Below are 25,997 nucleotides of genomic sequence, written 5' to 3'. Positions count from 1 at the left end.
ACAACCGACCCAGAAAACGATTGAGCTATCTCACTCCAGCCGAGGTCTTTTTCAACTACGATACCCTTGCACTTCGTGAGTGAATCCACCGGCCTCAGTCCCAACCGACCTTGCCATCGCTAACGCAGCGCTAGTGACAATGGTGAGGACACCCACGGGAAGTGAAAGGCTATTGTGCAGGGCATCGCGGCGCTGCAACTCCCATAGATGGTGATCTTTAAACGTCGTGTCCCGGTCCATCGGTTTAGTCCTGCGAACCCGAAGCCAGCTCGGGTAGTCCCTAAGTTGGCCTGAGTTTATACAACAATACGGCCGATCTGCCCGGCCATAAGAAGGTTAGGCGCTTCGATCTTCGGGTTGACGATATCGCAGTCCAAAAGAATGACCACACGTGCCTTGTGCCAAGCAGTGCTCATCAACCGGCCTTTCGTTGCTTTGAGGAGGAGGACTCTGGGGCCATGAGAGCGCGAAGGGCTGAGAGATTTAGCCCATAAGCAAGCACGGCTAGACCAGGCGACACGCCCCGGAGTCCGTCCAGCTTCTCCTGGGCAGTAAAAGCTCGGCTGTAGGTGACGTGGTGCTCGTCGTCCAACTCGTGGCCGACCAACTGAGCCCGGAGCTCGGACACCACGCCCGCGCCCTGCAACTCTTGGATCAGGGTTTTGCGCAGCGAGTGAAAGCCGCGCTTGGCCGTGGGCCAGTTCTTGCCCACTTCGGTCAAGTGCCGGCTAAACGCTTTGGAGATCCAGTTGCCTTGGCCGTTCTTGGCATCGGCCTTGGCCGCCGGGAACAAGCGTTCCTGACCCTCGGCCCGCGCCTGCTCGACCCAGGTCAGGAAGCCCAGGGCCAGCAGGTCGGGGTGGACCGGCACCGTCCTCAAGCTTACGTCCGTCTTTACCTTCTGATGCTCGCCTTCGTCCGAAATCTGGATGCAAGGGATGCCGCCGTTTTCCACTACATCGGCCGTCAGCAGTTGGCCCACCTCCGAAGCGCGTGCGCCGGTATACAGCCCAAGGAGGGAGGCCCACCGGGCTGCCAGGGGCAGGGCTTCGAAGGCGGCCGGCTCAAACAAGGCCTGGACCTGGTGGGCGTCGTAGGCCTTGAAGCCGAACTTCCGCCTGGCCCGCTTTTCCCTGGTGGAGTAGCTCACATGCCCGGACGCAGGATTGTCGCCACGGGGGTAGTGGCCGGAGGCTTGGGCCCACTCGAAGAACCCGCCCTTGCCACCGATGTAGGACTGCTTGTTGGTCAGGGTAGGTGTGGAGGCACCTTTGTCTCGCATGTCCTGATACCACCGGGCCAGGTCCGAGCGGGTGACCGTGTGCAGCTTGGTCTTCTCGCCCAGGAAGCGGGTCAGCAGTTCGACGGCGGTCCGCTTGATAGTCCAGGTCTTGGGCAGGGTGCTGCCCTTGAGGCTGTTCAGCCAGGCGTCTCGGGCCTTGCCGAGCGTGATTGATTCGAGGGCGGGCTTGGTCACCCGCCTTGGCGTCGGGAGGGGCGGCACGTGCTGATGAATCAGCTCTCCCAAGGCGCTGGGCTGCGGGGCCGTGAGCGCCATGAGTTGCTGGTAGAGCGTGACGTCCTCTGGGCTGTCGATCTGCCATTGCTCGGTGATCGACCCATCCGCCGAGCGCGTCCGATTCAGCGTCAACTCCTGTGGGCGTTCGGTGCCGGTCAGGCGCGCGAGGAGCGCGTCCAGGTCGTCGTCTTGGCTTTGCATGCGTCGTTCCTTCAACACAGTGAAGACCTGAGCATAGCGGGCGGCCATCGTCAGCGCGCGCAATCTCGCCTCGCGCATGTCGTAAGTGTGCAGGGTGCGTTTGAAGGTTTGCCGACCCACGATGGGCTGCAAATCGACCGGCACACGCTGCCGAAATGACCAGAGTCCGGAGGGAGCTCGAACGAGATGATGAGGAATGCGCATAAGTGTCGTGTGTTCCGACTTGCGCAGCTGCAGCCAGTTTTTACGCTAACAAAAAACCCCTGATTTCTCAGGGGTTTGCGTATTCTGGCGGAGAGAGGGGGATTCGAACCCCCGAAGCGCGGTTTAGACGCTTACACACTTTCCAGGCGTGCTCCTTCAACCACTCGGACACCTCTCCGTACCTGCCGGACGACCAGGTCGAAGGCAGGAGCGGGATTCTAGCCGTCACACGCGCGGTTAACAAGGACAAGCGTGCATGCGCCAGACCGCATCCGCGCCATGGAGGGGCCGGCAGGGCGGGGCGGTCAGCTGCGTGAAGGCGAGCGGGGGTGACACCCGCTGAACGATCGGCTTGACGCGGCGTGGCACAATATCGGCTCAGAAGAAGCTGGTTGCCCGATGTCCTATCTCGTTCTCGCCCGCAAGTGGCGCCCGAAGCGTTTTGCCGAGCTGGTGGGCCAGGAACATGTGGTCCGCGCGCTCAGCAATGCGCTCGACAGTGGGCGCGTGCACCATGCGTTTCTGTTCACCGGCACCCGCGGGGTGGGCAAGACCACCATTGCGCGCATCTTCGCCAAGTCGCTGAACTGCGAGACCGGCACCAGCGCCGACCCGTGCGGCACCTGCCCGGCCTGCCTGGACATCGATGCCGGCCGCTACATCGACCTGCTGGAGATCGACGCCGCATCCAACACCGGTGTGGACGACGTGCGCGAGGTGATCGAGAACGCGCAGTACATGCCCTCGCGCGGCAAGTTCAAGGTCTACCTGATCGACGAAGTGCACATGCTGTCCAAGGCGGCCTTCAACGCGTTGTTGAAGACGCTGGAAGAGCCACCCGAGCATGTGAAGTTCCTGCTGGCCACCACCGACCCGCAGAAGTTGCCGGTGACGGTGCTGTCGCGTTGCCTGCAGTTCAATCTCAAGCGGCTGGACGAAGACCAGATCCAGGGCCAGATGACCCGCATCCTGGCCGCCGAGCAGATCGAATCGGACCCGTCGGCGATCGTGCAACTGTCCAAGGCGGCCGACGGCTCGCTCCGCGATGGCCTGTCGCTGCTGGACCAGGCGATCGCCTACGCCGGCGGTGCGCTGCGCGAGGATGTGGTGCGCACGATGCTCGGCACGGTGGATCGCACCCAGGTCGGCGCCATGCTGCAATCGCTGGCCGATGGCGATGGCGCGCAGTTGCTCAAGGTGGTGGCCGCGCTGGCTGAATTCTCGCCGGACTGGAGTGGCGTGCTGGAAGCGCTGGCCGAGGCCCTGCACCGCGTGCAGGTGCAACAGCTGGTGCCGTCGGTGGCATTTGTCGGCGACGGTATCGACCCGACTCCGTTTGCCGCCCAGCTGCGCCCGGAAGTGGTGCAGCTGTGGTACCAGATGGCGCTCAACGGGCGCCGCGATCTGTATCTGGCGCCCAGCCCGCGCGCCGGGTTCGAAATGGCGGTGCTGCGCATGCTGGCCTTCCGGCCGGCGGCAACGGTGCCGGCTGGCAGCAGCGACGATGGCCGTGGCGCTGTTGCTGGCGGCAGCCGCACCGTCAATGCCGGCACGCAGGCTGCTGCGTCCGCCGCTGCCGTCTCTGCGCCTGCGATGGTGTCGACGCCGGCGCAGTCCACGGAAGAGGCATTGGCGCAAAATGCGCCTGCTGCTGCACTGCCGGCTGCTGTTGCGGTGGCGCCGGTGGTTTCGCTGGCGCCCTCGGCAGCGGCTGCCGGCGCAGCGCCGGCGCCGGCGCGCACCGACGATACCCCGCCCTGGGCGGTGGACGACGCGCCGGTCAGGACGCCTGCAGCGCCCGCGCCGGCATCGATAGCCGCATCTGCGTCCGAACCCGCCTCGCCCACCGCCCCGGCGATCACTCCAGCCTCGGTGGTGGTCGCGCCGGAAGCGGTCATGGCGCCCCCCGTTGAGGCCGCAGCGCCTGCACCTGCAGTCGTGCCCGATGCGGTGGAAGTGCCGCTGGCACCGCCGCCGGGTTTCGCCATGGCATCAACAGCGTCAGATTCGGCGTCGCTGCTCGGCGACGGCCACATCGCCGACGCCGAGCAGTGGCTGGAGCTGGTCACCCGCAGTGGCCTGAACGGCCCGTCGCGGCAGCTCGCGGCCAACGCGGCCTTTATCGGTCACCGCGACGGGGTGCTGCGGCTGGCGCTGGCGCCGGGCTTTGAATACCTCACGTCCGAGCGCTCCATCGCCAATCTGGCGCAAGCGCTGGCACCGGTGATGGGCAACACGCCGCGCATCGTCATCGAGACCGGCAGTGCCGACGTCGAGACCTTGCACGAGCGCGCCAACCGGCAAAAAGGCGAGCGCCAGAGCGCCGCCGAAGACGCTTTCATGAACGACCCGAATGTGCAGCGGCTGATCCAGCAGCAGGGCGCGCGGGTGGTTCCCGATTCCATCCGCCCTTACGACGAGTAACGACCCATGCGTGGAAATATTGCCCAACTGATGCAGCAGGCGCAGAAGATGCAGGAGAGCCTGCAGCGCGCCCAGGAAGAACTGGCCAAGCTGGAAGTCACCGGCACAGCCGGCGGCGGCATGGTCAGCGTGACGCTGACCGGCGCCAAGGAATGCCGCAAGGTGCGCATCGACCCGAGCATCCTCTCCGACCAGGAGATGGCCGAAGACCTGATTGCCGCCGCCTTCAACGACGCCTCCAACAAGATCGATGCCGAATCCAAGGACCGCATGGGTTCGGCCACGGCCGGCATGCAGCTGCCGCCTGGCATGAAGTTGCCGTTCTGAGAGGCGGGGAATCGGGAGTGGGGAATGGGGAATCGTAGAGCGAGATGGCTTTGCTGTTGCGATTCCCAACTCCCGATTCTCGATTCCCAACCCGAATGTCCTCCCTACTCGAACAACTGATCGAGGCCTTCCGGGTGTTGCCGGGCGTGGGCCAGAAATCGGCGCAGCGCATGGCCTACCACGTACTCGAGCGCGAGCGCGAGGGTGGGCGTCGCCTGGCTGCGGCGCTGGCCAATGCGGTGGAAAAGGTCGGCCACTGCGTGCAGTGCCGGGATTTCACCGAGTCGGACATCTGCACGATCTGCGCCAGCAGCAGCCGTGATCGGCAGCAATTGTGCGTGGTGGAATCGCCGGCCGATCGGCTGGCGATCGAACACGCCACCGGCTATCGCGGCCTGTACTTCATCCTGCAGGGACGGTTGTCGCCGCTGGACGGCATCGGCCCGCGCGAACTGGGGCTGGACCGGCTCGGCGAGCGCCTGGCCGCCGGCGAGGTCACCGAAATGATCATCGCCACCAATGCCACCGTGGAAGGCGAGGCGACCGCGCATTACCTGGCACAGCTGGCCCGCCAGCACGGCGTGCGCCCCAGCCGGCTCGCTCAGGGCATGCCGCTGGGCGGCGAGCTGGAATACGTGGACCGCGGCACCCTGTCGCATGCGTTCGGCACGCGCAGTGAGGTGCTTTGAGTGCTGGGAATCGGGAGTCGGGAATGGGGAATCGGAGAAGCAACGTCAGGAGCCAAGGGCTGTAAGCTCTTGCGATTCCCCAATCCCGATTCCCGATTCCCGCCATGACCGACACCATCTTCGGCAAGATCATTCGCCGCGAAATTCCCGCCACCATCGTTTATGAAGACGACGAGGTGCTGGGCTTCGAAGACATCGCACCGCAGGCGCCGGTGCATGTGCTGTTCATCCCCAAGCAGCAGGCGATTCCCACCCTGGACGATGTGCCGCCGGAGCAGGCGTTGCTGGTCGGCAAGCTGGCGCTCGCCGCTGCCACGTACGCTCGCCAGCAGGGTCTGGCGCAGGACGGCTACCGCATCGTGATGAATTGCCGCGAGCATGCCGGGCAGACGGTGTTCCACATCCATCTGCATCTGCTGGCCGGCGCGCCGTTGGGGCGATTCGGCACGCCCTGATCCGGGTGTTTCGGTGCCGGCTACGCATCCTGCACGCGAATCACACCGACGGTTGTTCATCTGCCTGCGGATTACGCACAAACAAAAACGCCGCTCCCGAGAGAGCGGCGTTTTGCAGGCTACGCTGACTCAGCGCTGGATCACCACCAGCCGCGGCCCCAACCCCAGCCGCCACCCCAGCGCGGACCCCATGGGTCGCCCCACGGGCCGTACGGGTAGGCCGGAATCACGTCCACGTCGCGGACTTCCGGCCAGAGGTAGACCACGTCGGCCGCCACCTTGGGCAGCCGGTAGTCGTACTCACCGATCTTGGTGGTCTCGAAGCCTTCGATCTTGCCGATGAAGGTGACCTCGCGGCCGGGTTCGAACACCGCCGGATCGTAGAAGCCCGCGCGGCATGCGAGGAAACGCCCGTCGCTGGCGTCCACCGCGTTGCGGTCCGGGCGGCCGCTGGCGTTGAGCGGGCGCGAGATCAGTTCGAAGCAGGTCTGGCCCTGGCTGGGCTTGGTCTGGATGATCTTGCCGCCCCAGCGCACCGAGGTGCCCAGTTGCGCGCTGGCGGCAGAGTCGCTCGGGCTGACCGTGGGGAACTGGCCCTGCAGCGGCTTGGGTGCGGTGGCGCAGGCAGCGAGCCCGAGCACTGCGATAAGGGGAACAAGAAAACGGGTACTCATGAGGAAGCTCCGATTCGCGGGCGATGCTGCTGCAGGTCGTTCAGAAGCGTGGCGCTGTCCAAACTGGCGCCAGCGTAGCGCGCGGCAGCGAAACGTTGGCTGAGTGCCAGCAGCGGCGTGCCCGGGTGCGTGCGGGCCACACGCTGCGCCCAGGCGATGGCCGGCTCGTGCGGCTCGCGGGCCAGCCCCAGCTTGGCATAGCGGCGGCTCAATCGATGCCAGGCGCGCAGCAACGGGTCGCGCTCGCGTTCGCCGCGTGCCAGCAGCCAACCCATCCAGGCCAGGGCGCCGATGGCGAACACGCCGAAGATGGTAGCCAGCTGGGTCGGGTCCAGGCGTTCGATGCCGAACGGTTGCAATAGCCGTTGCTGGCGGTCGGCATTGAAGGACAGCACCAGATCGTTCCAGCCGCGGCGCAGCCAGTCGCTGACCTGGCCGAGGCTGGCCCAGGCGCCGAGCTGGCCGAAGTCGTTACCACCACCGGTCTGCAGACGATCTTCCAGCGTGTCGTAGATGCGCTCCGGTGCCACCGCGGCAGTGGGGTCCACGCGCACCCAGCCACGGCCTGCCAGCCACACCTCGGTCCAGGCATGCGCATCCATGCGCCGCACCACCCAATAGTTGCCAAAGGTGTTGTAGGTGCCTCCGGCGTAGCCGGTCACCACGCGCGCGGGGATGCCAGCGGCGCGCATCAGCACCACGAACGCCGAGCTGAAGTGTTCGCAGAAGCCGGCCTTCTGCTGGAACAGGAATTCGTCGACGCTGTTGCGGCCCAGCAGTGGCGTGTCCAGCGTGTAGGCGAATTCGCGGGTGATCCACTGCAGCGCCCGTTGCATGATGGCCTCGTCGTTGCCGCCAGCCTCGGCGCGCCATTGCCGGGCCAGGGTGAGCGTGCGTGGATTGAAGCCGGGCGGCAGCGCGAGCGCACGTTTGCGCAACTGTGCGGGCAGATCGGTGTCGAAGCGTGCCGGCGGTGCCGACTCCAGATCCCAGCGGGTAAGAGCGATCAGCGGCCGCTGCGCAAATAATTCGTAGTCAGGCGAGAGATCGGCATTGGCAACGCCTTGGGTAGGGAGATCCAGCGAGACCAGCTGGCGACGATCGGTGGGCTCGTAATCCAGGCGATAGCGATAGGTCTGCGGGCCGGGCGTGACCGATGCCGGTTGGCCGCGACCGGTCCAGCGCGCGCGCTGCCAGGAACGGCCATCGAAGTCCCACATCACTGGCCCGCGCCAGTAGCGTTGCTCCGGCGGCGGTGCCTTGCCGGTGAACTGCACGCGCAGCGCCGGGTTGTCGTCGGCCATCAGGTCGATCCACTCGCCCGGCGACATATTGTCCGACAAGCCGGGCCGCGCCAACGCACGCTCGGGCACGCCCCACAGCGGCGAGCTCAGGCGCGGCAGCAGCCAGAACGTGGCCAGTGCCAGCGGCACCCCGATCGCCACCAGTCTGCCGATGCCGCGCAACTGCAGGCGCAGGGTGGGGGTGGCGGTGTGGTGCTCTTCGTCGGCCAGCCGCTGCATGCTGAGCAGGGCGCTGAGCACGGCCAGCAGTGCCAGGGCCATCGTCGCCGGCCCCTGGTCGAGCAGGAACGCCGCAAACGGGGCGAACAATGCGAAGCCCAGCAGACTGCGTGCATCGCGCAAGCTGCGCAGTTCGGAGGCCTTGATCGCCAGCATCGCGGCCAATACGGCGCAGCCGGTATCGCGGCCGAAGCGCATGCCGATCTGCCAGTACACCGCTGCCAGCATCGCCACCACCAGCAGCAACCGCACCGGTGCCATCAGCGTGCCGCGCCAGCTCAGCACGCCGACCAGCAAAGCAGTCACGGCGATGGTGGCGGCGAGCAGGCCAGGCAACTGCAGTAGCAGCGGTGCCAGCGCCAGCCAACTGGTGGCCAGTACCCAGCCACGGCTGGCCTGCGCAATGGGAAGGGCCGGCTCAATCATGGGGAAGCAGTGCCAGGGCACGCAGACACAGATGATGGTGCGAAGGCCCTTGCGCAGGCCCCAGCGGCGGCTGGCCGGGCAGCAACAGGCGATAGCGGCGCCCGTCGCGTTCGGCCAGGCTGACCCAGCGTGCCAGCCGCGCGATGCGGCGTTCGTAGGGCAGTGCGTGCAAGGTGCGCCAGTCGAGCGTCACCTCGATGCCGAGCGGCTGTTCGTACTCGCGCACCAGCAGGGTGTCGCGGCGGGCCGAATGCTTCCAGGAGATCATACGTGGGGCATCGCCGGCGCGGTACGGGCGCAGCTGGTGCAGTTCCTCGCCCTGGGCGTGCAGCCGGGTCTGGTTGGGCGCGCCGGCGCCGTCCGGCAGGCTGGGGCCGTGATCCTCGGGCCGGGGGTAGGCCAGCAGCGGCGTTTCCGGCCACACCCAGGACCATGCACGCACCAGTCCCAGCGGCTGGGTGCTGGACAGCCGGATGCGTTCGATGTCCTGCCAGCCGCGCCGGATGGTGGGCAGCAGCAGGTCGACCTCGGCGTTGTCGTGATCGAGCAGCGAACAGAAGCCGCTGCTGTCCAGGTGATCCAGGCGCAGGCCACGTCGCATGCGGGTGTCGCGGCGGGCCAGCGAGACCCGCATGCGCAGCGCATCGCCGGCGATCACCGGTTCGGCCGAGACTGCCTCCACGCGCAGCGCCGACAACTGCAGGTGCGCCATGATGCTGCTGGCAATCCCGGCGGTGGCCAGCAGCAGCGCCAGCAGCAATGCCGGGTTGTTGTTGTAGTTCAACGCGCCCAGCAACATCGTCAGTAGCAAGGCGGTGACGAACAGCCCGAAGCGGGTCGGCAGCACATAGATCCGCCGCCGATCCAGCACGATCGGCAAGGCCTCCGCGCCCCGCGGACGGGCCAGCAGGCTGAGGCGGCGGCCAATGCCGTGCAATGACGCACGCACCGGTATCAGTCCACCGGCACGCTGTGCAGCAGCGCCTTGGCCAACGCCGGTCCGGACGAGGATTCGGCTTCCGGCACCAGCCGGTGCCCGGCCACGGCCACGAATAGTGCCTGTACATCCTCCGGCAGCACATGCTCGCGCCCCAGCAGCAGCGCGTAGGCCTTGGCGGCACGCAGCAGCGCGATGCCGGCACGCGGTGACAGCCCCACCCGCACCCCTGCATGCTGGCGGCTGCGCAGCAGCAGCGCCTGCACATAGGCGATCAACGCATCGCTGGTGTGGATCTGACCGACCGCCGCGCGCAATGCCACCACGTCGGTATCGCTGAGCTGCGGTGCGGCCTGGGCGATCAATTCGCGCCGGTCGGTCCCCGACAGCAGCGCGCGTTCGGCATCGGCGCTGGGGTAGCCCAGGCTCAGCCGCAGCAGGAAGCGGTCCAGCTGCGAGTCGGGCAGGGGAAACGTGCCCGACAGGTCCACCGGGTTCTGCGTGGCGATCACGAAGAACGGCTCGGGCAAGGCATGCGTGACGCCATCGAGGGTGACCTGCTGTTCGGCCATCGCTTCCAGCAAGGAACTCTGCGTGCGCGGCGGGGCGCGATTGATTTCATCGGCCAGCAGCACGTTGGTGAATACCGGGCCGGGATGGAACTGGAACTGGCGCGAGGCGGCATCGTAGACCGACACGCCCAGCACATCGGCCGGCAACAGGTCCGAGGTGAACTGCACGCGCTGGAAACCCAGCCCCAGGCTGGAGGCCAGGGCGTGGGCCAGGGTGGTCTTGCCCAGGCCGGGCAGGTCCTCGATCAATAGATGTCCCCCGGACAGCAGTGCCACGAACGCCAGCCGCACTTCCTGCGCCTTGCCCAGCAGCAGCGAATTGACCTGGTCTTGCGCGCGCCGCAGCGATTGACGCAGCGCATCGGTTAGCATTTCCGTGGAACGCAGCGGTGTCGACATCACAATTCCGTAGGTAAAAAAGAAGAGTGCACAGGGCAATGCAGGGAGACCAACGCGCACATCGCACCTTCGTGATCCTGTGGACACTGGCCACTGCCGTCAAGCTGTTGATCGCCGCACGGTTGCCGTTGTTCGTGGACGAGGCGTTCTACTGGCAGGAAGGCCAGCATCTGGCCGCGGCGTATTCGGATCTACCGGGCATGACCGCCTGGCTGGCGCGGCTGGTGGTCGAGCTCGGTGGGCATCACCTGCTGGCGCTGCGGCTGCCGTTTCTGGCCATCGCCGCGTTGCTGCCGTGGTTGATCGCGCACATCGCCACGCGCTGGTTCGGCTCCACCCTGGGTTGGCAGGCGGGCAGCCTGACTCTGCTGATGCCGCTGTCGGCCACGCTGGGCATCCTGGCGGTGCCGGATGTGCCGATGGCCTTGGCAGCGGTGCTCTGCATGGATGCCGGCGCGCGGCTGTTGCGCGAGGTCGATGCCACCAGTGCGCTGGAGCTCGCCATTGGCCTGGTAATCGGTGCGCTCAGCCACTACCGCTTCGTTGGCGTGATCGGCGTGGGCTGCATCGCGCTGGTGTGCATTCCGCAGGGGCGCGCGGTGCTGCGCGACCCGCGTATCTGGATGGCGCTGACGGTGGGCGCAGTGAGCTGGTTGCCGTTGTTGTTCTGGAACACCGACCACGACGAGGCCGGGCTGCGCTTTCAGCTGGTCGACCGACATCCGTGGCGGTTCCAGATTGGCGGTCTATGGTTCCTGTTGATCCAGGCAGTGGCGGTAACGCCGCTGTTGGCATGGGCGATGTTCAAGGTGGGCCTGGCTGGCACACGCACTGGTGGGGGTGCGCGCGCGCAATGGCGCTATTTTGGCCTGCTGGGCGGCATCTCGACCGTGGCGATCTTCGTGCTCGGCTTCTTCAGCGATGCCGAACGCATCAGCTTCCATTGGCCGCTGCCGGGCTATCTCGCGCTGCTGGTGCCGGTGCCGATGATCCTGATGCGCTGGCCGCACGCACTGCGGCGTGCCGCCTGGCTGCTGGCGCTGCTCGGCATGCTGGCCGCGTATGGGTATTACCTGGCGGTGTCGGTACCCTCCATTCGCGCGCATGCGGCTGGCGAAAAATACTACCCACGCAATTTTGCCGGCTGGAACGATCTGGCGCGCGCGGTCAGGCGTCAGCTGGCGCAGATGCCGCCGGACACGCGCGTACTGGCGGAGAATTTCAAGGTCGGCGCCGAGCTCGGGTTTCAGTTGCGCAATGCGCAGATCCAGGTGCTGCCTGCCGATTTGAACGACAAGCACGGGCGCAGCGCGCAGCTGCAGCAGTGGGGCCTGCTCAGCGACGGCACGCGTGACGGACCGCGATTGCTGGTGCTGTCGCCCAGCGATCAGCGCTACCGCGATCTGCTCGCGCGTTATCACGCCATCTGCGACATGGTCGGGCCGTTGCCACCGCCGACCGTGGTTTCCACCGATCATGGCTATCAGCGGTTTTTGCTGTTCGCATTGCCAGCGCAGCGCGCGCCCGGGCCATGCGTGGCCCCGGCGATGGCCTGGATCGATACGCCGCTGCCGGATGCCAATGTCGCAGGCCAGGTGCAGGTGCGCGGCTGGGCCTTCAAGGATGGAGTCGGGTTGGCAGATGTGGAGCTGCTGCTCGACGGCCGCCCGGTGGCCAGCGCCGCGTACGGCAGTGCGCTGGAGGTGCGCCCGTACTGGAAACTTTCCACCGACCCGCAGCATCCGAACGTCGGTTTTTCCGCCACGCTCGACACGCGGGCGTTGCCCCCCGGCACGCACTGGTTGGGACTGCGCCTGCACGGCCGCGACGGCAGCGTCGAGGACTGGTGGGAACAACCCGTCACCGTTTCCGCACCCTAAATTCCACAATGACCGATAGCTTGTGCCGTGCGCAGTGGTCACCGCGCTGTGGGCGCAGGCAGTGGCGCACAAGCTGGCAAGCATCAGTCATCGCGAGGGTGGGCCATCGCCACGGCCGGATCGGATTTCAAGGAAGCACGAAGCCCGCCTGCCGCAACAGCCGCGCCAGCGCGATCAGCGGCAGGCCGACCAGTGCGGTGGGGTCGGTGCTGCGGATGGCGTCGAACAGGCTGATGCCCAGGCCTTCACACTTGAAGCTGCCCGCACAATCCAGTGCCGGCTCGGTGGCCAGGTAGCGCGCGATGTCGTCAGGCGTCAGCGGGCGCAGCTGTACCTCAGTGAGATCCAGGGCATGCCATCTGCCTTGCGGGCCGACCAGGCTGACGGCCGTATGGAAGCGCACCACGCGCCCGGACATGGCGCCCAGTTGCGCCTGCGCCCCGGCGAGGGTGCCCGGTTTGCCCAGGGCCTCGCCATCCAGGTCGGCAACCTGGTCTGCGCCGATCACCCAGGCGTCGGGGGCGTCGGGGGCGCCGGCTGCCACGGCGGTGGCCTTTTCGGCGGCCAGGCGGGTGGCCAGGGCGGCCGGCAGTTCGCCTGGCCGGGCTCGCTCGTCGACCTCCGGGCGGGCGGTGCTGAATTCCAGTTGCAGGCGGCCAAGCAGGTCGCGCCGGTAGACGGAGGTGGAGGCAAGGATCAGGCGTGGCATCATGGGCGTTGCGCGAGGTGGCAGGAGAGTCTGCCAGCCCGCACGGGTTGCAGCATCTGTGAATGGGTGCATTTGACAGGGCTGCGGCGGGTGCTTAACATTCTGCGGCTTATGTCCGCGAACGTGCCCGAAATGTTGGATGCTTGGCGGATGGTCGCAGCGCGCAGGCGCTTCGATGGCCGCATCCGGTTGTCCGCGATGACCCGCCTGCAAGACAGCCTGGTCGATACCGAAGGCGAGTGCGTCTACTCGCTTGAGTTCGACCAGGACGCTCTGCTCAAGGTCGCCTATGTCGAACTCAGCATCGATGTCGAGCTGCCGCTGGCGTGCCAGCGCAGCCTGCAACGATTCCTGTATCCGGTGCGGATCAGTCAGCGTCTTGGCCTGATTCGCGACGAGGACGAAGAGGCTGCATTGCCGCCCGATTACGAAGCCTTGCTGGTGCCGGAAGACGGCATGCTGCGGGCGCTGGATCTGGTGGAGGACGAGTTGGTGTTGTCGGTGCCGGTGGTGCCGGTGGCGCCCGGAAGCGAAGCCGTCGAGGCTGAGTGGGTTCCGACCCGGGAAGAGCAGGACAAGGCCAGCCCGTTCGCGGCGCTGGCAGCGTTGAAAAAACAGTAACCGCCGCTGTTAAGGGCGGAAAGACAGGTCGACGCGGGCGTAGAGCGTGCGGTTCGACTCAACAGATCAAAGTTATCGAACTAAAGTTGGAGCAATCCCATGGCTGTGCAGAAATCCCGTGTCACCCCGTCCCGTCGCGGCCAGCGTCGTTCGCACGACGCCCTGACCGCCAAGCAGCTGTCGACCGACCCGACCAGCGGCGAGATCCATCTGCGCCACCACATCACCGCCGACGGTTACTACCGTGGCAAGAAGGTGATTGCGACCAAGTCGGCCGTTCAAGAAGATTGATCCGTGGCGCCCGCCGCGTCTTGTGCGCGGCCGGGCGGTCCTCGATTCTTCCGGAGCCGCCGGTCACTGTGGCTCTTGCACCAGGAAACAGTATGAGCAAGCGGATCTATTCCAGAATCGCGGGCACGGGTAGCTATTTGCCCGAAAAGGTGTTGACCAACGACGACATGTCGAAGATCGTCGACACCAGCGATGAATGGATCTTCTCGCGCACTGGTATTCGTGAGCGGCACATCGTTGCCGACGACCAGACCACCAGCGACCTGGCGTATTTCGCCTCGCTGAAGGCGATGGAAGCGGCCGGTGTGACGGCCGACGAGATTGATCTGATCGTCATCGGCACCACCACCCCCGACCTGATCTTCCCGTCCACGGCCTGCCTGCTGCAGGCGCGGCTAGGCAATGTCGGCTGTGGTGCGATGGACGTCAACGCGGCCTGTTCGGGCTTTGTCTACGCGCTTAGCGTGGCCGACAAGTTCGTGCGTAGCGGCGACGCCAAGACCGTCCTGGTGGTTGGCGCAGAAACCCTGACCCGTATCGTCGACTGGACCGACCGCACCACCTGCGTGCTGTTCGGCGATGGTGCTGGCGCGGTGATCCTCAAGGCCGACGAAGACACCGGCATCCTCAGCACCCACCTGCATGCCGATGGCAGCAAGAAGGAACTGCTGTGGGATCCGGTCGGCGTTTCGGTGGGTTTCCGCGAGGGCAAGAACGGCGGTGGCGCGTTGCTGATGAAGGGCAACGACGTGTTCAAGTATGCGGTCAAGGCGCTGGATTCGGTGGTCGATGAGACCCTGGCCGCCAATGGCCTGGACAAGCACGACCTGGACTGGCTGATCCCGCATCAGGCCAACCTGCGCATCATCGAGGCCACCGCCAAGCGGCTGGAGTTGCCGATGGAGCAGGTAGTGGTCACCGTGGATCGCCACGGCAATACCTCGTCGGCGTCGGTGCCGCTGGCGCTCGACGAGGCCGTGCGCTCGGGCCGCGTGCAGCGCGGCCAACTGCTGCTGCTCGAAGCGTTCGGCGGCGGATTCACCTGGGGCTCTGCGCTGCTGCGCTACTGAGTCCCCGCTTGCTGAGTGGCTGGCCGTCGCGTGCTTGTGGCGCGCCGCGCTGCGGTTGCGCAGATGCCATCGCTCACCATGTGGCCTGGTCCAGGTTGCGCGCGCATTTCCAACTCATCAGTGCAGCGCTCATGCGCCTGTTGTGGCGCGGGCACGGTGGCCGCCTGCGGGCAGTGGCTTGCCTGCAGGGCGCGTGGACAGTGCGTGTGCGAGCCGCTGCCCACCCGCCGTGGTGCGCACCGACTTCCAGCCTGTGCCATGTTCGCTGATGCAGAGCGCTCGCCCTGGCGTTGCGAGATGGCGTGGGGCCGCAAAGCTGTAGCTGGTCAGCTGCAGTATTGCCATCATGGGCTTCGGCAGGCTACGCGGCATGCTGTAGCAGGCATGCCTGCTGGTTGGCCACCAGAACGTCGTGTGCCCGGTGGACGGGTTGACTGCCGGTCGTGCGCGTCTGGATACAGTGGCGACCGGCTTGCCAGCGCAGATGGGTGGATCGGCATGGCCGGCTTCGCGCCCGCGTTGCTGCATACGCGGCAGTACAGACGCCAGAGCGATTTCGCACGTATCATCCCGGCTCGATTTTTGCTGGCAGCCGCGCGTGACCGAATCCACTCTCGCCTTCGTCTTTCCCGGCCAGGGCTCGCAGTCCTTGGGCATGCTGGCCGAACTGGCCGAGCTGCACCCGCAGATCCGCGAGACCTTCGTCGAGGCCTCCGATGGCGCCGGGGTTGATCTATGGGCACTGTCGCAGGGCGGCCCCGAAGAGCTGCTCAATCGTACCGAGTACACCCAGCCGGCGCTGCTGGCTGCGGGCGTGGCGGTGTGGCGGCTGTGGAACGCGCAGCGCGGGCAGCGCCCGGCGCTGCTGGCAGGGCACAGCCTGGGCGAATACACCGCGCTGGTCGCCTCCGGCGCCCTGTCGCTGCATGACGGCGCACACCTGGTGCGACTGCGTGGCCAGTTCATGCAGGCGGCCGCGCCGGCCGGTGTCGGCGCGATGGCGGCGGTACTGGGTGCCGAGGATGCGGTGGTGCAGGAGGTCTGTGTCGAGGCGTCCGGCAGCCAGGTGGTGGTGCCGGCCAACTTCAATTCGCCCGGCCAGATTGTGATCGGTGGCGATGCCGCAGCGGTGGACCGCGCGCTGGCGTTGCTGGCCGAGCGCGGCGTGCGCAAGACGGTCAAGCTGGCGGTGAGCGTGCCTTCGCATACCCCGCTGATGCGCGATGCGGCCAATCAGCTGGGCGAAGCGATGGCCGGGCTGAGCTGGCAGGCACCGCAGATTCCGGTGGTGCAGAACGTCGATGCGCGCGTGCACGAGGGCAGCGAGGCGATCCGCCAGGCCCTGGTGGAGCAGTTGTACCTGCCGGTGCAATGGACTGGCTGCGTGCAGGCGCTGGCCGCCCGCGGCATCACCCGTGTCGCCGAATGCGGCCCTGGCAAGGTGCTGAGCGGGCTCATCAAGCGCATCGACAAGCGCCTGGACGCGCGTGCGCTGGCCACACCGGCCGATTACGCCGGTGCGCTCGATGCGTGGACCCACTGATCCAGTACACGTACTCCGTATGCAGGCCCCCTCGACGTTCGCGGCAATGATCGCGACGTCCCCCTTCGAGGAACAGTAGTCATGAACCAGCCTCTGCAGGGCGAAATCGCCCTCGTCACCGGCGCCAGCCGCGGTATCGGTGCGGCCATAGCCGACACCCTGGCCGCCCAGGGCGCCACCGTCATCGGCACCGCCACCTCGGCATCCGGCGCGGCGGCCATCGGCGAGCGCCTGACCGCCAGCGGCGGCCACGGCCGCGAGCTCAACGTCACCGATGCTGCCGCGGTCGATGGACTGATCGATGCGATCGGCAAGCAATTCGGCGCCATCTCGATCCTGGTCAACAACGCCGGCATCACCCGCGACAATCTGTTGATGCGCATGAAGGACGACGACTGGCAGTCCATCATCGATACCAATCTGACCAGTGTGTTCCGTACCTCCAAGGCGGTGATGCGCGGCATGATGAAGGCGCGCAAGGGCCGCATCATCAATATTGCCTCGGTGGTTGGCGTGACCGGCAATCCGGGCCAGACCAACTACGCGGCGGCCAAGGCCGGCATCATCGCGTTCTCCAAGTCGCTGGCCAAGGAGATCGGCTCGCGCGGGGTCACCGTGAACGTGGTGGCGCCCGGTTTCATCGATACCGACATGACCCGCGCCCTGCCGGAAGAGGCCAAGGCCGCGCTGCTCCAGCAGATTGCGCTGGGCCACCTGGGCGCGCCGGAAGACATCGCCAATGCGGTCGCCTTCCTGGCGGGCCCGACCGCCCGCTACATCACCGGTGAGACCCTGCACGTCAACGGCGGCATGTACATGCCGTGAGCGTGCGCCGCCGGGAGGCGTCAAGTGGTTGATCGGCCGGGAATTGTGTTGCAATGCAAGGCCCGGGCGCTTCCACTACACTATCCAACGCGGCCATCGCAGCGGCGATGGCGTTTTGTGAGTCCCTCACAGGAGCACCGCACATCCATGTGCGGGGGTCCTGAAACTCGAACCACCACTACTCCATCTGGAGCGATATCCCCAATGAGCACCATCGAAGAACGCGTCAAGAAAATCGTCGTCGAACAACTCGGCGTCAAGGAAGAGGAAGTCACCACCAGTGCATCGTTCGTCGATGATCTGGGTGCCGACTCGCTGGACACCGTCGAGCTGGTGATGGCGCTGGAAGAAGAGTTCGAGTGCGAGATCCCGGACGAAGAGGCCGAGAAGATCACCTCGGTCCAGCAGGCGATCGACTACGTCAAGGCTCACGTCAAGAGCTGATGCGTTGTTCCTGGCTGCGGCGGCGTGCGTCATGCCGCTGCTGCGTCAGACATTCCATGGGGCCGCTGATGCGGCCCTGTGTTTTTCAAGCGTCACCCGCAAACCGCAAGCACCGTCCGTTCCGTGGTGAGGAGATCTGCAATGAGTCGTCGAGTTGTCGTTACCGGCATGGGCATGGTGTCGCCGTTGGGCAATGATCTGGCCAGCAGCTGGGATGGAATCATCCACGGGCGCTCCGGCATCGGCCCGATCACGCAGATCGATGCTTCGCAGTTCACCACCAGGATCGCGGGCGAGATCAAGAATTTCGACCCCACACTTTTTGTGTCCGCCAAGGACGTCAAGAAGATGGATTCGTTCATCCACTACGGTGTCGGCGCCTCATTCATGGCGCTGGACGATTCCGGCCTGGACATCAACGAAAGCAATGCCGAACGCATCGGTGCCATCCTCGGCTCCGGCATCGGCGGGCTGCTCGGTATCGAAGAGCAAACCATCAAATTCAATGAGGGCGGCGCGCGCAAGATTTCGCCGTTCTACGTGCCCAGCACCATCATCAACATGCTGCCGGGCCAGGTGAGCCTGATAAAGGGCCTGAAGGGCCCGACGTTCTCGGCGGTATCGGCCTGCGCCACCTCCAATCACTCGATCGGCACGGCGATGCGCATGATCCAGTACGGCGATGCCGACGTGATGCTGGCCGGCGGCGCCGAGCGCGGCTCCTCGCCGAGTTCGGTCGGTGGCTTCTGCGCCATGAAGGCCATGTCCACCCGCAACGACGATCCCGCCGCCGCCTCGCGCCCGTGGGACAAGCAGCGCGACGGTTTCGTGCTGGGTGACGGTGCCGGCGTGCTGGTGCTGGAAGAATACGAACACGCCAAGGCGCGTGGCGCGCGCATCTATGCCGAACTGGTCGGTTTCGGTGCCAGCTCCGACGCCTTCCACATGACCGCGCCGAGCGAAGACGGCGAAGGTGCGGCGCGCAGCATGGTCGCGGCGATGCGCGATGCCAAGCTCAACCCCGAGCAGATTGGCTATCTCAATGCACACGGCACCTCCACGCCGCTGGGCGATCTGGCCGAAACGATGGCGATGAAGCGCGCGCTCGGCGACCACGCCTACAAGACCATGGTCAGCTCGACCAAGTCGATGACCGGCCACCTGCTCGGCGCGGCCGGTGGGGTGGAGGCGATTTTCTCGGTGATGGCGCTGCACACCGGCATCATTCCGCCAACCATCAACCTGGACGAGCCCAGCGAAGGCTGCGACCTGGATTACGTGCCGAACGTGGCGCGCGAGGTCACGTTGGATGCGGTGATGTCCAACGGCTTCGGTTTTGGCGGCACCAACGGCACGCTGGTGTTCAAGCGCATCTGAGTCGGCGCGCCGTTGGCTCTGCACACCGCGTCGCGTGCGCCTGGGCGACGGTGGTGCGCGGCACTCGCGCCGCCGCCCGGTTATCGTTCGATCTGTGGTTGATCCGTCGTTTCCTGATCGATGGTTGATCCATTCCCGATTCACTCCCGTGCGCGCTGCAGTTTCGGCAGCGCCATGAATTTCCGCACCCACGCCATGCCGGACCGATGACGCTTACCAGATCACTGCACGCGGACATCGATCTGCTGGCGCTACACCGGCTGGCGCCGCAGCGCTATCCGGCGCTGCTGGAATCGACCGCCTCCGGCACCGAGCATGGGCGCTGGGACGTGCTGTTGCTGGCCGAGGGCGCCAGCCTGCGCCTGGATGCCGATGGCCGCACCCGCGATGGCGAGGGCAGGGTACTGAAAGGCAGTTTCCTGGCCGCGCTGGACGCCGCCTGGCAGGCCGAGCGCGTGCCACATGACGCGCACAGCCCATGGCCATTTCGCGGCGGTTGGGCGGTGCTGCTGGATTACGAACTGGCCGCCCAGGTCGAGCCGATCCTGCAGTTGCCCACGCGCACCGATGGCCTGCCCGCGGCACTGGCGCTGCGCGCGCCGGCGGCGGTGTTGCGCGATCGTGTGCAGGGCTACTGCATCGCGCTCGCCGAACCGGGCCGGGAGGATCTGCTGATCCGCATCGTCGAAGACATCGCCGCCTGCGCGGCGCTGCCACCGCTACCGGCCTGGGTCGGACCGGTGGCCGTCGACGAAGATGCGCCCGAGCGGTTTACCGACGCGGTGCAGCGGGTGCTGGATTACCTGCGGGCCGGCGATGTGTTCCAGGCCAATATCTCGCGCGCCTGGCGGGCTACCTTCGCCGACGCGGTCGACCCGGCGGCGCTGCATGCGCGGCTGCGCGCGGCCAACCCCGCGCCGTTTGCCGGGGTATTCGCCGCAGCCGGACGGGCGGTGGCCAGTTCCTCGCCCGAACGCCTGGTGTCGGTGCAGGGCGATGCAGTGCAGACGCGCCCGATCGCCGGCACCCGCGCGCGCTTTGCCGGCGACGACGATGCCGCGCGCATCCGCGAACTGGTGGGGCATCCGAAGGAACGGGCCGAGCACGTCATGCTGATCGACCTGGAGCGCAACGACCTCGGCCGCATCTGCGCGCCGGGCTCGGTGGAGGTGGACGAGCTGATGGCGGTGGAAAGCTATGCGCACGTGCATCACATCGTCAGCAACGTGCGCGGCCGCCTGCGTGCCGGCGTCACCCCGGGCGAGGTGATCGCGGCGGTGTTCCCCGGCGGCACCATCACCGGCTGCCCGAAGGTGCGCTGCATGCAGATCATCGCCGAGCTCGAACAGACCCCGCGCGGCGCCTACACCGGCGCGTTCGGCTGGCTCAACCGCGATGGCGACATGGACCTGAACATCCTGATCCGTACCGCCGAGGTGGCCGGCAACCAGGTGCGGTTCCGTACCGGGGCCGGCATCGTGGTGGATTCGGACCCGCAGCGCGAGCTGGACGAAACCCGCGCCAAGGCGCGCGGCGTGCTGCGCGCGCTGGATCCGGCATGAGCGCTTCAACGGGGCATCACCGCCGCGCGGTATCCTGCGCGGCGGTGGGGCAATGACGAGGTGGGTGTGGCGGTGACTGGCAAACGCGGATGTCTGGCCGTGCTGGGCACGGCAGTGCTGCTTGCGGCGCTAGTGGCGATTGCCGCACTGGTGGCATGGCGGCACTACCTGCAGTTCGCCGACACGCCGGCCAAGGCCACCGTGCCCAGCGTGGTGGTGGCACCTGGTGATTCGCTCAAGGCCACCCTGCGCAAGCTGCGCGCGGCCGGCATTACCCAGGGCGTGGATCTGGAATGGCAGCTGCTGGCGCGGCAGGTGGATGCGGCCGGCAAGCTCAAGGTAGGCGAATACGCACTGGCACCGGCGCTGTCGCCGCGCGAGTTGCTGACGCGCATGCGCCAGGGACGGGTGATCCAATACCGCTTCACGATTGTGGAGGGCTGGAATTTCCGCCAGCTGCGCGCCGCGCTGGCCACCGCCACGCCGTTGCAGCACTCCATCGGCGGCCTGGACGATGCGGCGCTGATGGCGCGGCTCGGCGTTGCCCACCAGCACCCGGAAGGGCGCTTCCTGCCGGAAACCTATCTCTACCAGCGCGGCGATAGCGATCTGGATGTGCTCAAGCGCGCGCATGCGGCGATGGACAAGGCGCTGGCACAGGCCTGGGCGCAGCGCGCAGCCGACCTGCCGCTGGCATCGCCGGAGCAGGCACTGATCCTGGCCTCCATCATCGAAAAGGAAACCGCGCTGGGCAGCGAGCGGCCGCTGATCGCAGGGGTGTTCCTGCGTCGCCTGCAGCTGGGCATGAAGCTGCAGACCGACCCCACCGTGATCTATGGCATCGGCAGCAGCTACGACGGCAATATCCGCCGCCGCGACCTCACCACCGACACGCCGTACAACACCTATACGCGCACCGGCCTGACGCCGACACCGATCGCCATGCCCGGCCGCGAGGCGCTGCTGGCGGCGGTGCGCCCAGCGCCCGGCGATGCGCTGTACTTCGTGGCCGTGGGCGATGGCACCGGTGCCCACGCCTTCTCGGCCACGTTGGCTGAGCACAACGCCGCAGTGGCGCGCTACCTGCAACGTCGCCGCGAGCCGACGCTGCCGCAGAAGGAACCCACACCATGACCGCCGCGTTTTCGCCCTGGCAGCAGCGCGCCTTCGACCAGACCGTGGCTGCACTGGACGCTGGTCGGCTCGGGCACGGGCTGCTGATCTGCGGCCCCGAAGGCCTGGGCAAGCGCGCAGTCGCACTGGCGCTGGCCGAGCACGTGCTGGCCAGCTCGCCCGACCCGGCACTGGCGCAGCGGACGCGCCAGTTGATCGCCGCCGGCACCCATCCGGACCTGCAGCTGATCTCCTTCATTCCCAACCGCGCCGGCGACAAGCTGCGCACCGAGATCATCATCGAGCAGGTGCGCGAGATTTCGCAGAAGCTGTCGTTGACGCCGCAGTACGGCATTGCCCAGGTGGTGATCGTCGACCCGGCCGATGCCATCAACCGCGCCGCCTGCAATGCCTTGCTCAAGACCCTGGAAGAGCCCTCGCCCGGCCGCTACCTCTGGTTAATCAGCGCGCAGCCGGCACGCCTGCCGGCGACCATCCGCAGCCGCTGCCAGCGGCTGGAATTCAAGCTGCCGCCTGCGCACGAGGCACTGCAGTGGTTGCTTGCCCAAGGGGTTGAGATGCGCGCCGCGCAGGACGCGCTGGAGGCCGCACGCGGCCATCCCGGGTTGGCTGCGCAGTGGTTGCGTGAGGACGGCCTGGCGGTGCGCCGCGCCGTGGCACAGGACCTGGAGCAGATCGCCAGTGGCCGCGCCGGCGCGGTGGATGTCGCGCATCGCTGGACCAACGACGGCCAGGCCGATCAGCGTCTGCGCCATGCGGCCGACCTGGCGTTGGCACAGGCATCGGCCGGCTTGACCGATTCATCGCGGTTGCACAAGCTGGCGACCTGGTTCGACGCCGCCAATCGCACCCGTGATTTGCTGCGCACCACCGTCCGCGCCGACCTGGCAGTGACGGAACTGCTGCTGGCCTGGCGCGAAGGAACGCGCCAGGCACGTTCTAGGGGAACTCGATGAGTGCAATGAATGCACGCCAAGGCATTTTGTCGCTGGCGTTGAAGGACAAGCCGGCGCTCTACAGCGCGTACATGCCATTCGTGAAAGGTGGCGGCATCTTCGTGCCGACGCCCAAGCGCTACATGCTGGGTGACGAGGTCTTCCTGCTGCTGACCCTGCCCGATTCCAGCGAGCGCCTGCCGGTGGCCGGCAAGGTCATCTGGACCACACCCGCCGGTGCGCAGGGCAACCGCGCCGCCGGCATTGGCGTGCAGTTCCCGGACGGCCCGGAAGGCGAGGCGGTGCGCAACAAGATCGAGACCCTGCTGGCCGGCCTGACCACCTCGGACAAGCCCACGCACACCATGTGACACTGGGGGGGCTGACGCGGTAGGGCGGCGGTGCGCGAGGTGCGCGACCCAGCTGCTGCACCGCGATGGGATCGAAGCAATTGAGTCGCGATGTCGCTGCGTGACAGGCTCAGGGAAGCACCTGTTGACGATTGCCGTCGCTGCCCTATAATGTGCGGCTCGCGTCACCGGGCGGTTAGCTCAGCGGTAGAGCATTGCCTTCACACGGCAAGGGTCACAGGTTCGAACCCTGTACCGCCCACCAGTACAAGCAGTAGCTGCGAAGAAGCCGGCCTCGAGCCGGCTTTTTCGTAAGTGCGGCCTAAGTGCATCGATGCAGTTGTCTGCGATCAGAAACCCGTAGGGGTTTTCCTACTGTCTGGCGGCTGAATAGATGGCATGATTCCCTTTGCGCACTCTTAGGTGCGAGCGAGTTGCACTTAGGGGGCGTATGACTTCGCATTCAGTTTCAGCATTTCAATTCACAGTCCGAAATCCGGCTGTGAAGGGTAAAGCCAAGCAGGCTCAACTTGATGCCATTGCTGTCAAAGGCAAGGTACATGATTTCGTAGATGTACTTGAGAACTTTCTCAACGTTCATAGCGCTGCATACGATACATTTTTAGTTCATCGCAGCAATCGGCTAATTCGTATTCTTGACGTTAGGAAAAATAAGCTTGGCCGTGACATTGGTTTTTACATTAGTAGCGGTACGTTTGGTATTCCGGGTGATATAATAGATTCGAAGAGCAAGAAAAAAAACTCATCGGAAGCAATCTGGTGAAAGTGACGTCGCTCCCTACTACGTGCAGATGCGAGTGCCGCTTGGTTCGAAAGTGAGATACGCGATACTGCACTCTATAGGAAATAATGGCGTTAAGCCGTGGTTGGCTGATCAGCTTGGATTGTATTTGAACAACCACTTAGGCAGCTGCGCTTTTAACATGAGTCCGCTTTTCTCCAACTTAGCTCTCAAGACCTACCTAAAAGATGCCGAGATTAGCTCAATTCGGATTTCGCATTATGAAGTGCCAAATCCTGGGGACATAGCGAATCAGCTGTTTGATGACAAGGTTGAAAAAACTTTGGTTTTAAAGCGTGACGGCGGATTTGGCTTGCTTCAGTCTTACATGCCGAAAGGCCGTAAGCGGAATCAGCTCGTAGCGATAACCGATGATAATTGTACAGATGTTAAAGCAGACGTCACATTCAATGGACGTAGTAGAACAATATCGCTTGAGGGATCCCAAAATCCGAAAGCGAAGTTCTATTTAGCTGAGCCGGAGATTGAGTTTGTTGACGGGATGCCTACCCGTAACTCAATCGCAGTATTTGCGACGGCTCTCCTCGATGATCTTGTTAATGAGGCGAATGCGGGAAATTGACATGAGCGGAAAGATAAATGTTGCCGGCATTATCGTAGCTCACTTATATACTTTAAGGGACTTCAAGGAAAAACGTCCAAGTTTTATAGATATTGCAGTTTTTTTCATATGTCCGGCTTTTGTTGCCACAGTAGTTTGGCTTGGGGGGTATCCACTTGAATCCGGACTTTTGAATTCGTTGATAAATGCCTCGGCAATATTATTGGGGTTGTTATTAAATCTTTTAGTCCTGATGTTTGATCAAAAAAACAAAGCAGGCGAGAGCTTGGGTCGACTTGGCGCATCAACGGGTCCTGATTATAACGGAAAGCAACGCAGGCTTGAGTTGCGTTGTGAAGTTATCAACGAAACTGTTGCTAATATAAGTTTTACTATTTTGCTTTGTATCGTCTCTCTGTGCACTTTGCTTATTTTTTCGATGAGTGGTGAAAGCAAGAGCGTTGGCCTTTGGGAGCGCACTGTTTATGGGCTCAATGTATTTATTTGGGCAAACGTTTCACTTACTATAATGATGATTATAAAAAGAGTCTTCGCATTATTCTCTCAAGAGGATTGATTTCTGAATAATTCGGCGTGATGGTCGTTAAGATAAGTGATGGTGAGATTCTTAACGTGCGAATAGGTAAGGCTTTATAAAGGTTTCTCTGGAGGTTGGGAATTCCTCCATGTCACGATAGTTGTCCGCTCCCCTGAACCGTCAGATGCAGACCTCGATGGCCCGCTACGGCCCCTAGCTCAAAGACCAGATCGTCTGGCGGGTGATGCCCCATAACATCAGAATGTTGCTGACCTGAGCCGTCACACTGGCATCGGCGCCCCCACGCTGTACGCTTGGAAGAAACAGATACAGCGGCGTTGACATCAAGTCGCTGACAGTCGTGTTCATCCGGTCGTGTCTGCTTATTGCAGGCGTGGGAACGAATCGCCATCCTGCAGTCTTTCCGTGTTGAAGAAGGAGTGGCGATGAAGGCGCTGCTTGGAAATACTCTGGTTGCGATGGTGTTGCTTGCCGGCTGTGCCCGCGATGTAGGCGAGCAGTACGTTGGCAAGTGGGTCAATATGACGTCGGAGAAGAACGTGCTCAGCATCGAGCACAATGGCGAGAGTTTCATCATTCGCGATACCGTGCCGCAGCTGCTTGGTGTTGGGTCCGGACGAAGAATCATCCGGCGATCTTGAATCATGGCGTGCTGCAGGTTTCCAGCGTCGATGGCACCGGTGATTGTCAACATAGTTGTCCGCTATTTCATGCTGCGAACTTCATGTCATCGGGTGCTTTTCTATCGTCGTTATCCGGGTTCAGCCACACCGCGCCGACAGGCGTCCAGTTACGCGTGGCGCGTCCGCGCCAGCGGCTTGGATGACGCATGGCGGCCTCCCGGTACACGTCCGCTCATGCGGCCAGGATGGCCTGGTCGCGTCGCTCATGGGTAAGCGTCCGCCAACCTCACCTACCCCGAAACCTCACTCCGTGCGCAACGGCAGCAATTGATCGATGTCCCGATCCAAGGTCGTCGGCAG

25 protein-coding genes, 2 tRNA genes and 1 pseudogene are annotated in these 25,997 nt (G+C 64.8%); 21 read left to right on the top strand and 7 right to left on the bottom strand.

Translation table 11 applies throughout. The annotated features are described in order from the left end of the window. Nucleotides 1-415: 415 nt before the first annotated feature. Entirely contained in the window at nt 416-1,924 is a 1,509-nt protein-coding gene (locus XcuCFBP2542_RS16720) for a DUF6538 domain-containing protein (protein ID WP_104605094.1), read from the bottom strand. Nucleotides 1,925-2,009: 85 nt separating this feature from the next. Then, nucleotides 2,010-2,102: transfer RNA gene (locus XcuCFBP2542_RS16715), tRNA-Ser, on the bottom strand. 221 nt (nt 2,103-2,323) lie between these two features. Here XcuCFBP2542_RS16715 and dnaX point away from each other — a divergent pair. From dnaX to XcuCFBP2542_RS16695, 4 genes are all read left to right on the top strand, one after another. Further along, complete coding sequence (dnaX, locus tag XcuCFBP2542_RS16710) at nt 2,324-4,348, top strand: DNA polymerase III subunit gamma/tau (protein WP_104605092.1); 2,025 nt, start codon at nt 2,324-2,326, stop codon at nt 4,346-4,348. Between the two features lie 6 nt (nt 4,349-4,354). Beyond that, nucleotides 4,355-4,675, top strand: a complete 321-nt coding sequence (locus tag XcuCFBP2542_RS16705) for a YbaB/EbfC family nucleoid-associated protein (protein WP_104605090.1) — start codon at nt 4,355-4,357, stop codon at nt 4,673-4,675. A 95-nt stretch (nt 4,676-4,770) separates the two neighbouring features. Beyond that, entirely contained in the window at nt 4,771-5,364 is a 594-nt protein-coding gene (gene recR, locus XcuCFBP2542_RS16700; protein WP_104605088.1) for a recombination mediator RecR, read from the top strand. A 104-nt stretch (nt 5,365-5,468) separates the two neighbouring features. Continuing rightward, nucleotides 5,469-5,819, top strand: coding sequence for a histidine triad nucleotide-binding protein (locus tag XcuCFBP2542_RS16695; RefSeq protein WP_104605086.1), 351 nt, complete (start codon nt 5,469-5,471; stop codon nt 5,817-5,819). Between the two features lie 140 nt (nt 5,820-5,959). Here XcuCFBP2542_RS16695 and XcuCFBP2542_RS16690 read toward each other — a convergent pair whose 3' ends face one another. From XcuCFBP2542_RS16690 to XcuCFBP2542_RS16675, 4 genes are read right to left on the bottom strand one after another with little or no spacing between them, the layout of a single operon-like run. Then, complete coding sequence (locus XcuCFBP2542_RS16690) at nt 5,960-6,493, bottom strand: Slp family lipoprotein (protein WP_104605084.1); 534 nt, start codon at nt 6,491-6,493, stop codon at nt 5,960-5,962. Continuing rightward, nucleotides 6,490-8,442, bottom strand: coding sequence for a transglutaminase TgpA family protein (locus XcuCFBP2542_RS16685; protein ID WP_104605082.1), 1,953 nt, complete (start codon nt 8,440-8,442; stop codon nt 6,490-6,492). The genes XcuCFBP2542_RS16690 and XcuCFBP2542_RS16685 overlap by 4 nt, the downstream gene beginning before the upstream one ends. Continuing rightward, the gene (locus XcuCFBP2542_RS16680; RefSeq protein WP_104605080.1) at nt 8,435-9,391 is read right to left on the bottom strand and encodes a DUF58 domain-containing protein; all 957 of its coding nucleotides are present in this window, start codon (nt 9,389-9,391) and stop codon (nt 8,435-8,437) included. The genes XcuCFBP2542_RS16685 and XcuCFBP2542_RS16680 overlap by 8 nt, the downstream gene beginning before the upstream one ends. A 5-nt stretch (nt 9,392-9,396) precedes the next feature. Then, nucleotides 9,397-10,350, bottom strand: coding sequence for an AAA family ATPase (locus tag XcuCFBP2542_RS16675; RefSeq protein WP_104605078.1), 954 nt, complete (start codon nt 10,348-10,350; stop codon nt 9,397-9,399). Nucleotides 10,351-10,388: 38 nt separating this feature from the next. Here XcuCFBP2542_RS16675 and XcuCFBP2542_RS16670 point away from each other — a divergent pair, with 38 nt between their 5' ends. After that, nucleotides 10,389-12,230 (top strand): glycosyltransferase family 39 protein, encoded by a 1,842-nt coding sequence (locus XcuCFBP2542_RS16670; RefSeq protein ID WP_104605076.1) that lies wholly within the window; start codon nt 10,389-10,391, stop codon nt 12,228-12,230. Nucleotides 12,231-12,357: 127 nt separating this feature from the next. Here the strand turns inward: XcuCFBP2542_RS16670 and XcuCFBP2542_RS16665 are convergent, their stop codons facing one another. Further along, nucleotides 12,358-12,942 (bottom strand): Maf family protein, encoded by a 585-nt coding sequence (locus XcuCFBP2542_RS16665; protein WP_104605074.1) that lies wholly within the window; start codon nt 12,940-12,942, stop codon nt 12,358-12,360. A 108-nt stretch (nt 12,943-13,050) separates the two neighbouring features. Here XcuCFBP2542_RS16665 and XcuCFBP2542_RS16660 point away from each other — a divergent pair, with 108 nt between their 5' ends. The 16 genes and pseudogenes from XcuCFBP2542_RS16660 to XcuCFBP2542_RS16600 all read left to right on the top strand — a co-directional run. Beyond that, entirely contained in the window at nt 13,051-13,560 is a 510-nt protein-coding gene (locus XcuCFBP2542_RS16660) for a YceD family protein (protein WP_104605072.1), read from the top strand. A 99-nt stretch (nt 13,561-13,659) separates the two neighbouring features. Continuing rightward, nucleotides 13,660-13,851 (top strand): 50S ribosomal protein L32, encoded by a 192-nt coding sequence (gene rpmF, locus XcuCFBP2542_RS16655; protein ID WP_104605070.1) that lies wholly within the window; start codon nt 13,660-13,662, stop codon nt 13,849-13,851. Between the two features lie 92 nt (nt 13,852-13,943). Next, entirely contained in the window at nt 13,944-14,921 is a 978-nt protein-coding gene (locus XcuCFBP2542_RS16650) for a beta-ketoacyl-ACP synthase III (RefSeq protein ID WP_104605068.1), read from the top strand. Nucleotides 14,922-15,519: 598 nt separating this feature from the next. Next, on the top strand, nt 15,520-16,464 hold the full coding sequence (gene fabD, locus XcuCFBP2542_RS16645; protein WP_104605066.1) for an ACP S-malonyltransferase: 945 nt from the start codon (nt 15,520-15,522) through the stop codon (nt 16,462-16,464). An 81-nt stretch (nt 16,465-16,545) separates the two neighbouring features. Further along, nucleotides 16,546-17,289, top strand: coding sequence for a 3-oxoacyl-ACP reductase FabG (gene fabG, locus XcuCFBP2542_RS16640; RefSeq protein WP_104605064.1), 744 nt, complete (start codon nt 16,546-16,548; stop codon nt 17,287-17,289). Between the two features lie 204 nt (nt 17,290-17,493). Further along, on the top strand, nt 17,494-17,733 hold the full coding sequence (gene acpP, locus XcuCFBP2542_RS16635) for an acyl carrier protein (protein ID WP_002814322.1): 240 nt from the start codon (nt 17,494-17,496) through the stop codon (nt 17,731-17,733). Between the two features lie 141 nt (nt 17,734-17,874). Continuing rightward, nucleotides 17,875-19,110: a beta-ketoacyl-ACP synthase II gene (fabF, locus tag XcuCFBP2542_RS16630; protein WP_104605062.1), complete on the top strand. Its 1,236-nt coding sequence runs from the start codon at nt 17,875-17,877 to the stop codon at nt 19,108-19,110. A 206-nt stretch (nt 19,111-19,316) separates the two neighbouring features. After that, entirely contained in the window at nt 19,317-20,672 is a 1,356-nt protein-coding gene (locus XcuCFBP2542_RS16625; protein ID WP_104605060.1) for an aminodeoxychorismate synthase component I, read from the top strand. 60 nt (nt 20,673-20,732) lie between these two features. Beyond that, on the top strand, nt 20,733-21,806 hold the full coding sequence (gene mltG / locus XcuCFBP2542_RS16620; protein ID WP_104605058.1) for an endolytic transglycosylase MltG: 1,074 nt from the start codon (nt 20,733-20,735) through the stop codon (nt 21,804-21,806). Further along, on the top strand, nt 21,803-22,762 hold the full coding sequence (locus tag XcuCFBP2542_RS16615; protein WP_104605056.1) for a DNA polymerase III subunit delta': 960 nt from the start codon (nt 21,803-21,805) through the stop codon (nt 22,760-22,762). The genes mltG and XcuCFBP2542_RS16615 overlap by 4 nt, the downstream gene beginning before the upstream one ends. Then, on the top strand, nt 22,759-23,112 hold the full coding sequence (locus tag XcuCFBP2542_RS16610) for a PilZ domain-containing protein (protein ID WP_003483889.1): 354 nt from the start codon (nt 22,759-22,761) through the stop codon (nt 23,110-23,112). Before XcuCFBP2542_RS16615 ends, XcuCFBP2542_RS16610 begins: the two co-directional genes overlap by 4 nt. A gap of 169 nt (nt 23,113-23,281) precedes the next feature. Then, nucleotides 23,282-23,356, top strand: a tRNA-Val gene (locus XcuCFBP2542_RS16605). A 237-nt stretch (nt 23,357-23,593) separates the two neighbouring features. Beyond that, the gene (locus XcuCFBP2542_RS19420; RefSeq protein WP_158251462.1) at nt 23,594-23,875 is read left to right on the top strand and encodes a hypothetical protein; all 282 of its coding nucleotides are present in this window, start codon (nt 23,594-23,596) and stop codon (nt 23,873-23,875) included. Nucleotides 23,876-24,035: 160 nt separating this feature from the next. Next, nucleotides 24,036-24,476 (top strand): hypothetical protein, encoded by a 441-nt coding sequence (locus XcuCFBP2542_RS19415; RefSeq protein ID WP_146090350.1) that lies wholly within the window; start codon nt 24,036-24,038, stop codon nt 24,474-24,476. Between the two features lies 1 nt (nt 24,477). Beyond that, a complete protein-coding gene (locus XcuCFBP2542_RS19410) occupies nt 24,478-25,032 on the top strand; it encodes a hypothetical protein (protein WP_146090349.1) in 555 nt (184 codons plus the stop codon). 407 nt (nt 25,033-25,439) lie between these two features. Then, nucleotides 25,440-25,693: pseudogene (locus XcuCFBP2542_RS16600) on the top strand (hypothetical protein); the annotation flags it as partial. Nucleotides 25,694-25,997 lie beyond the last annotated feature (304 nt).

It is taken from the genome of Xanthomonas cucurbitae (genome assembly GCF_002939885.1).
Classification (GTDB): Bacteria; Pseudomonadota; Gammaproteobacteria; order Xanthomonadales; family Xanthomonadaceae; genus Xanthomonas; species Xanthomonas cucurbitae.
Note: the sequence above shows the minus strand (reverse complement) of the source record. Positions and strands in the feature narration are given on the sequence as shown.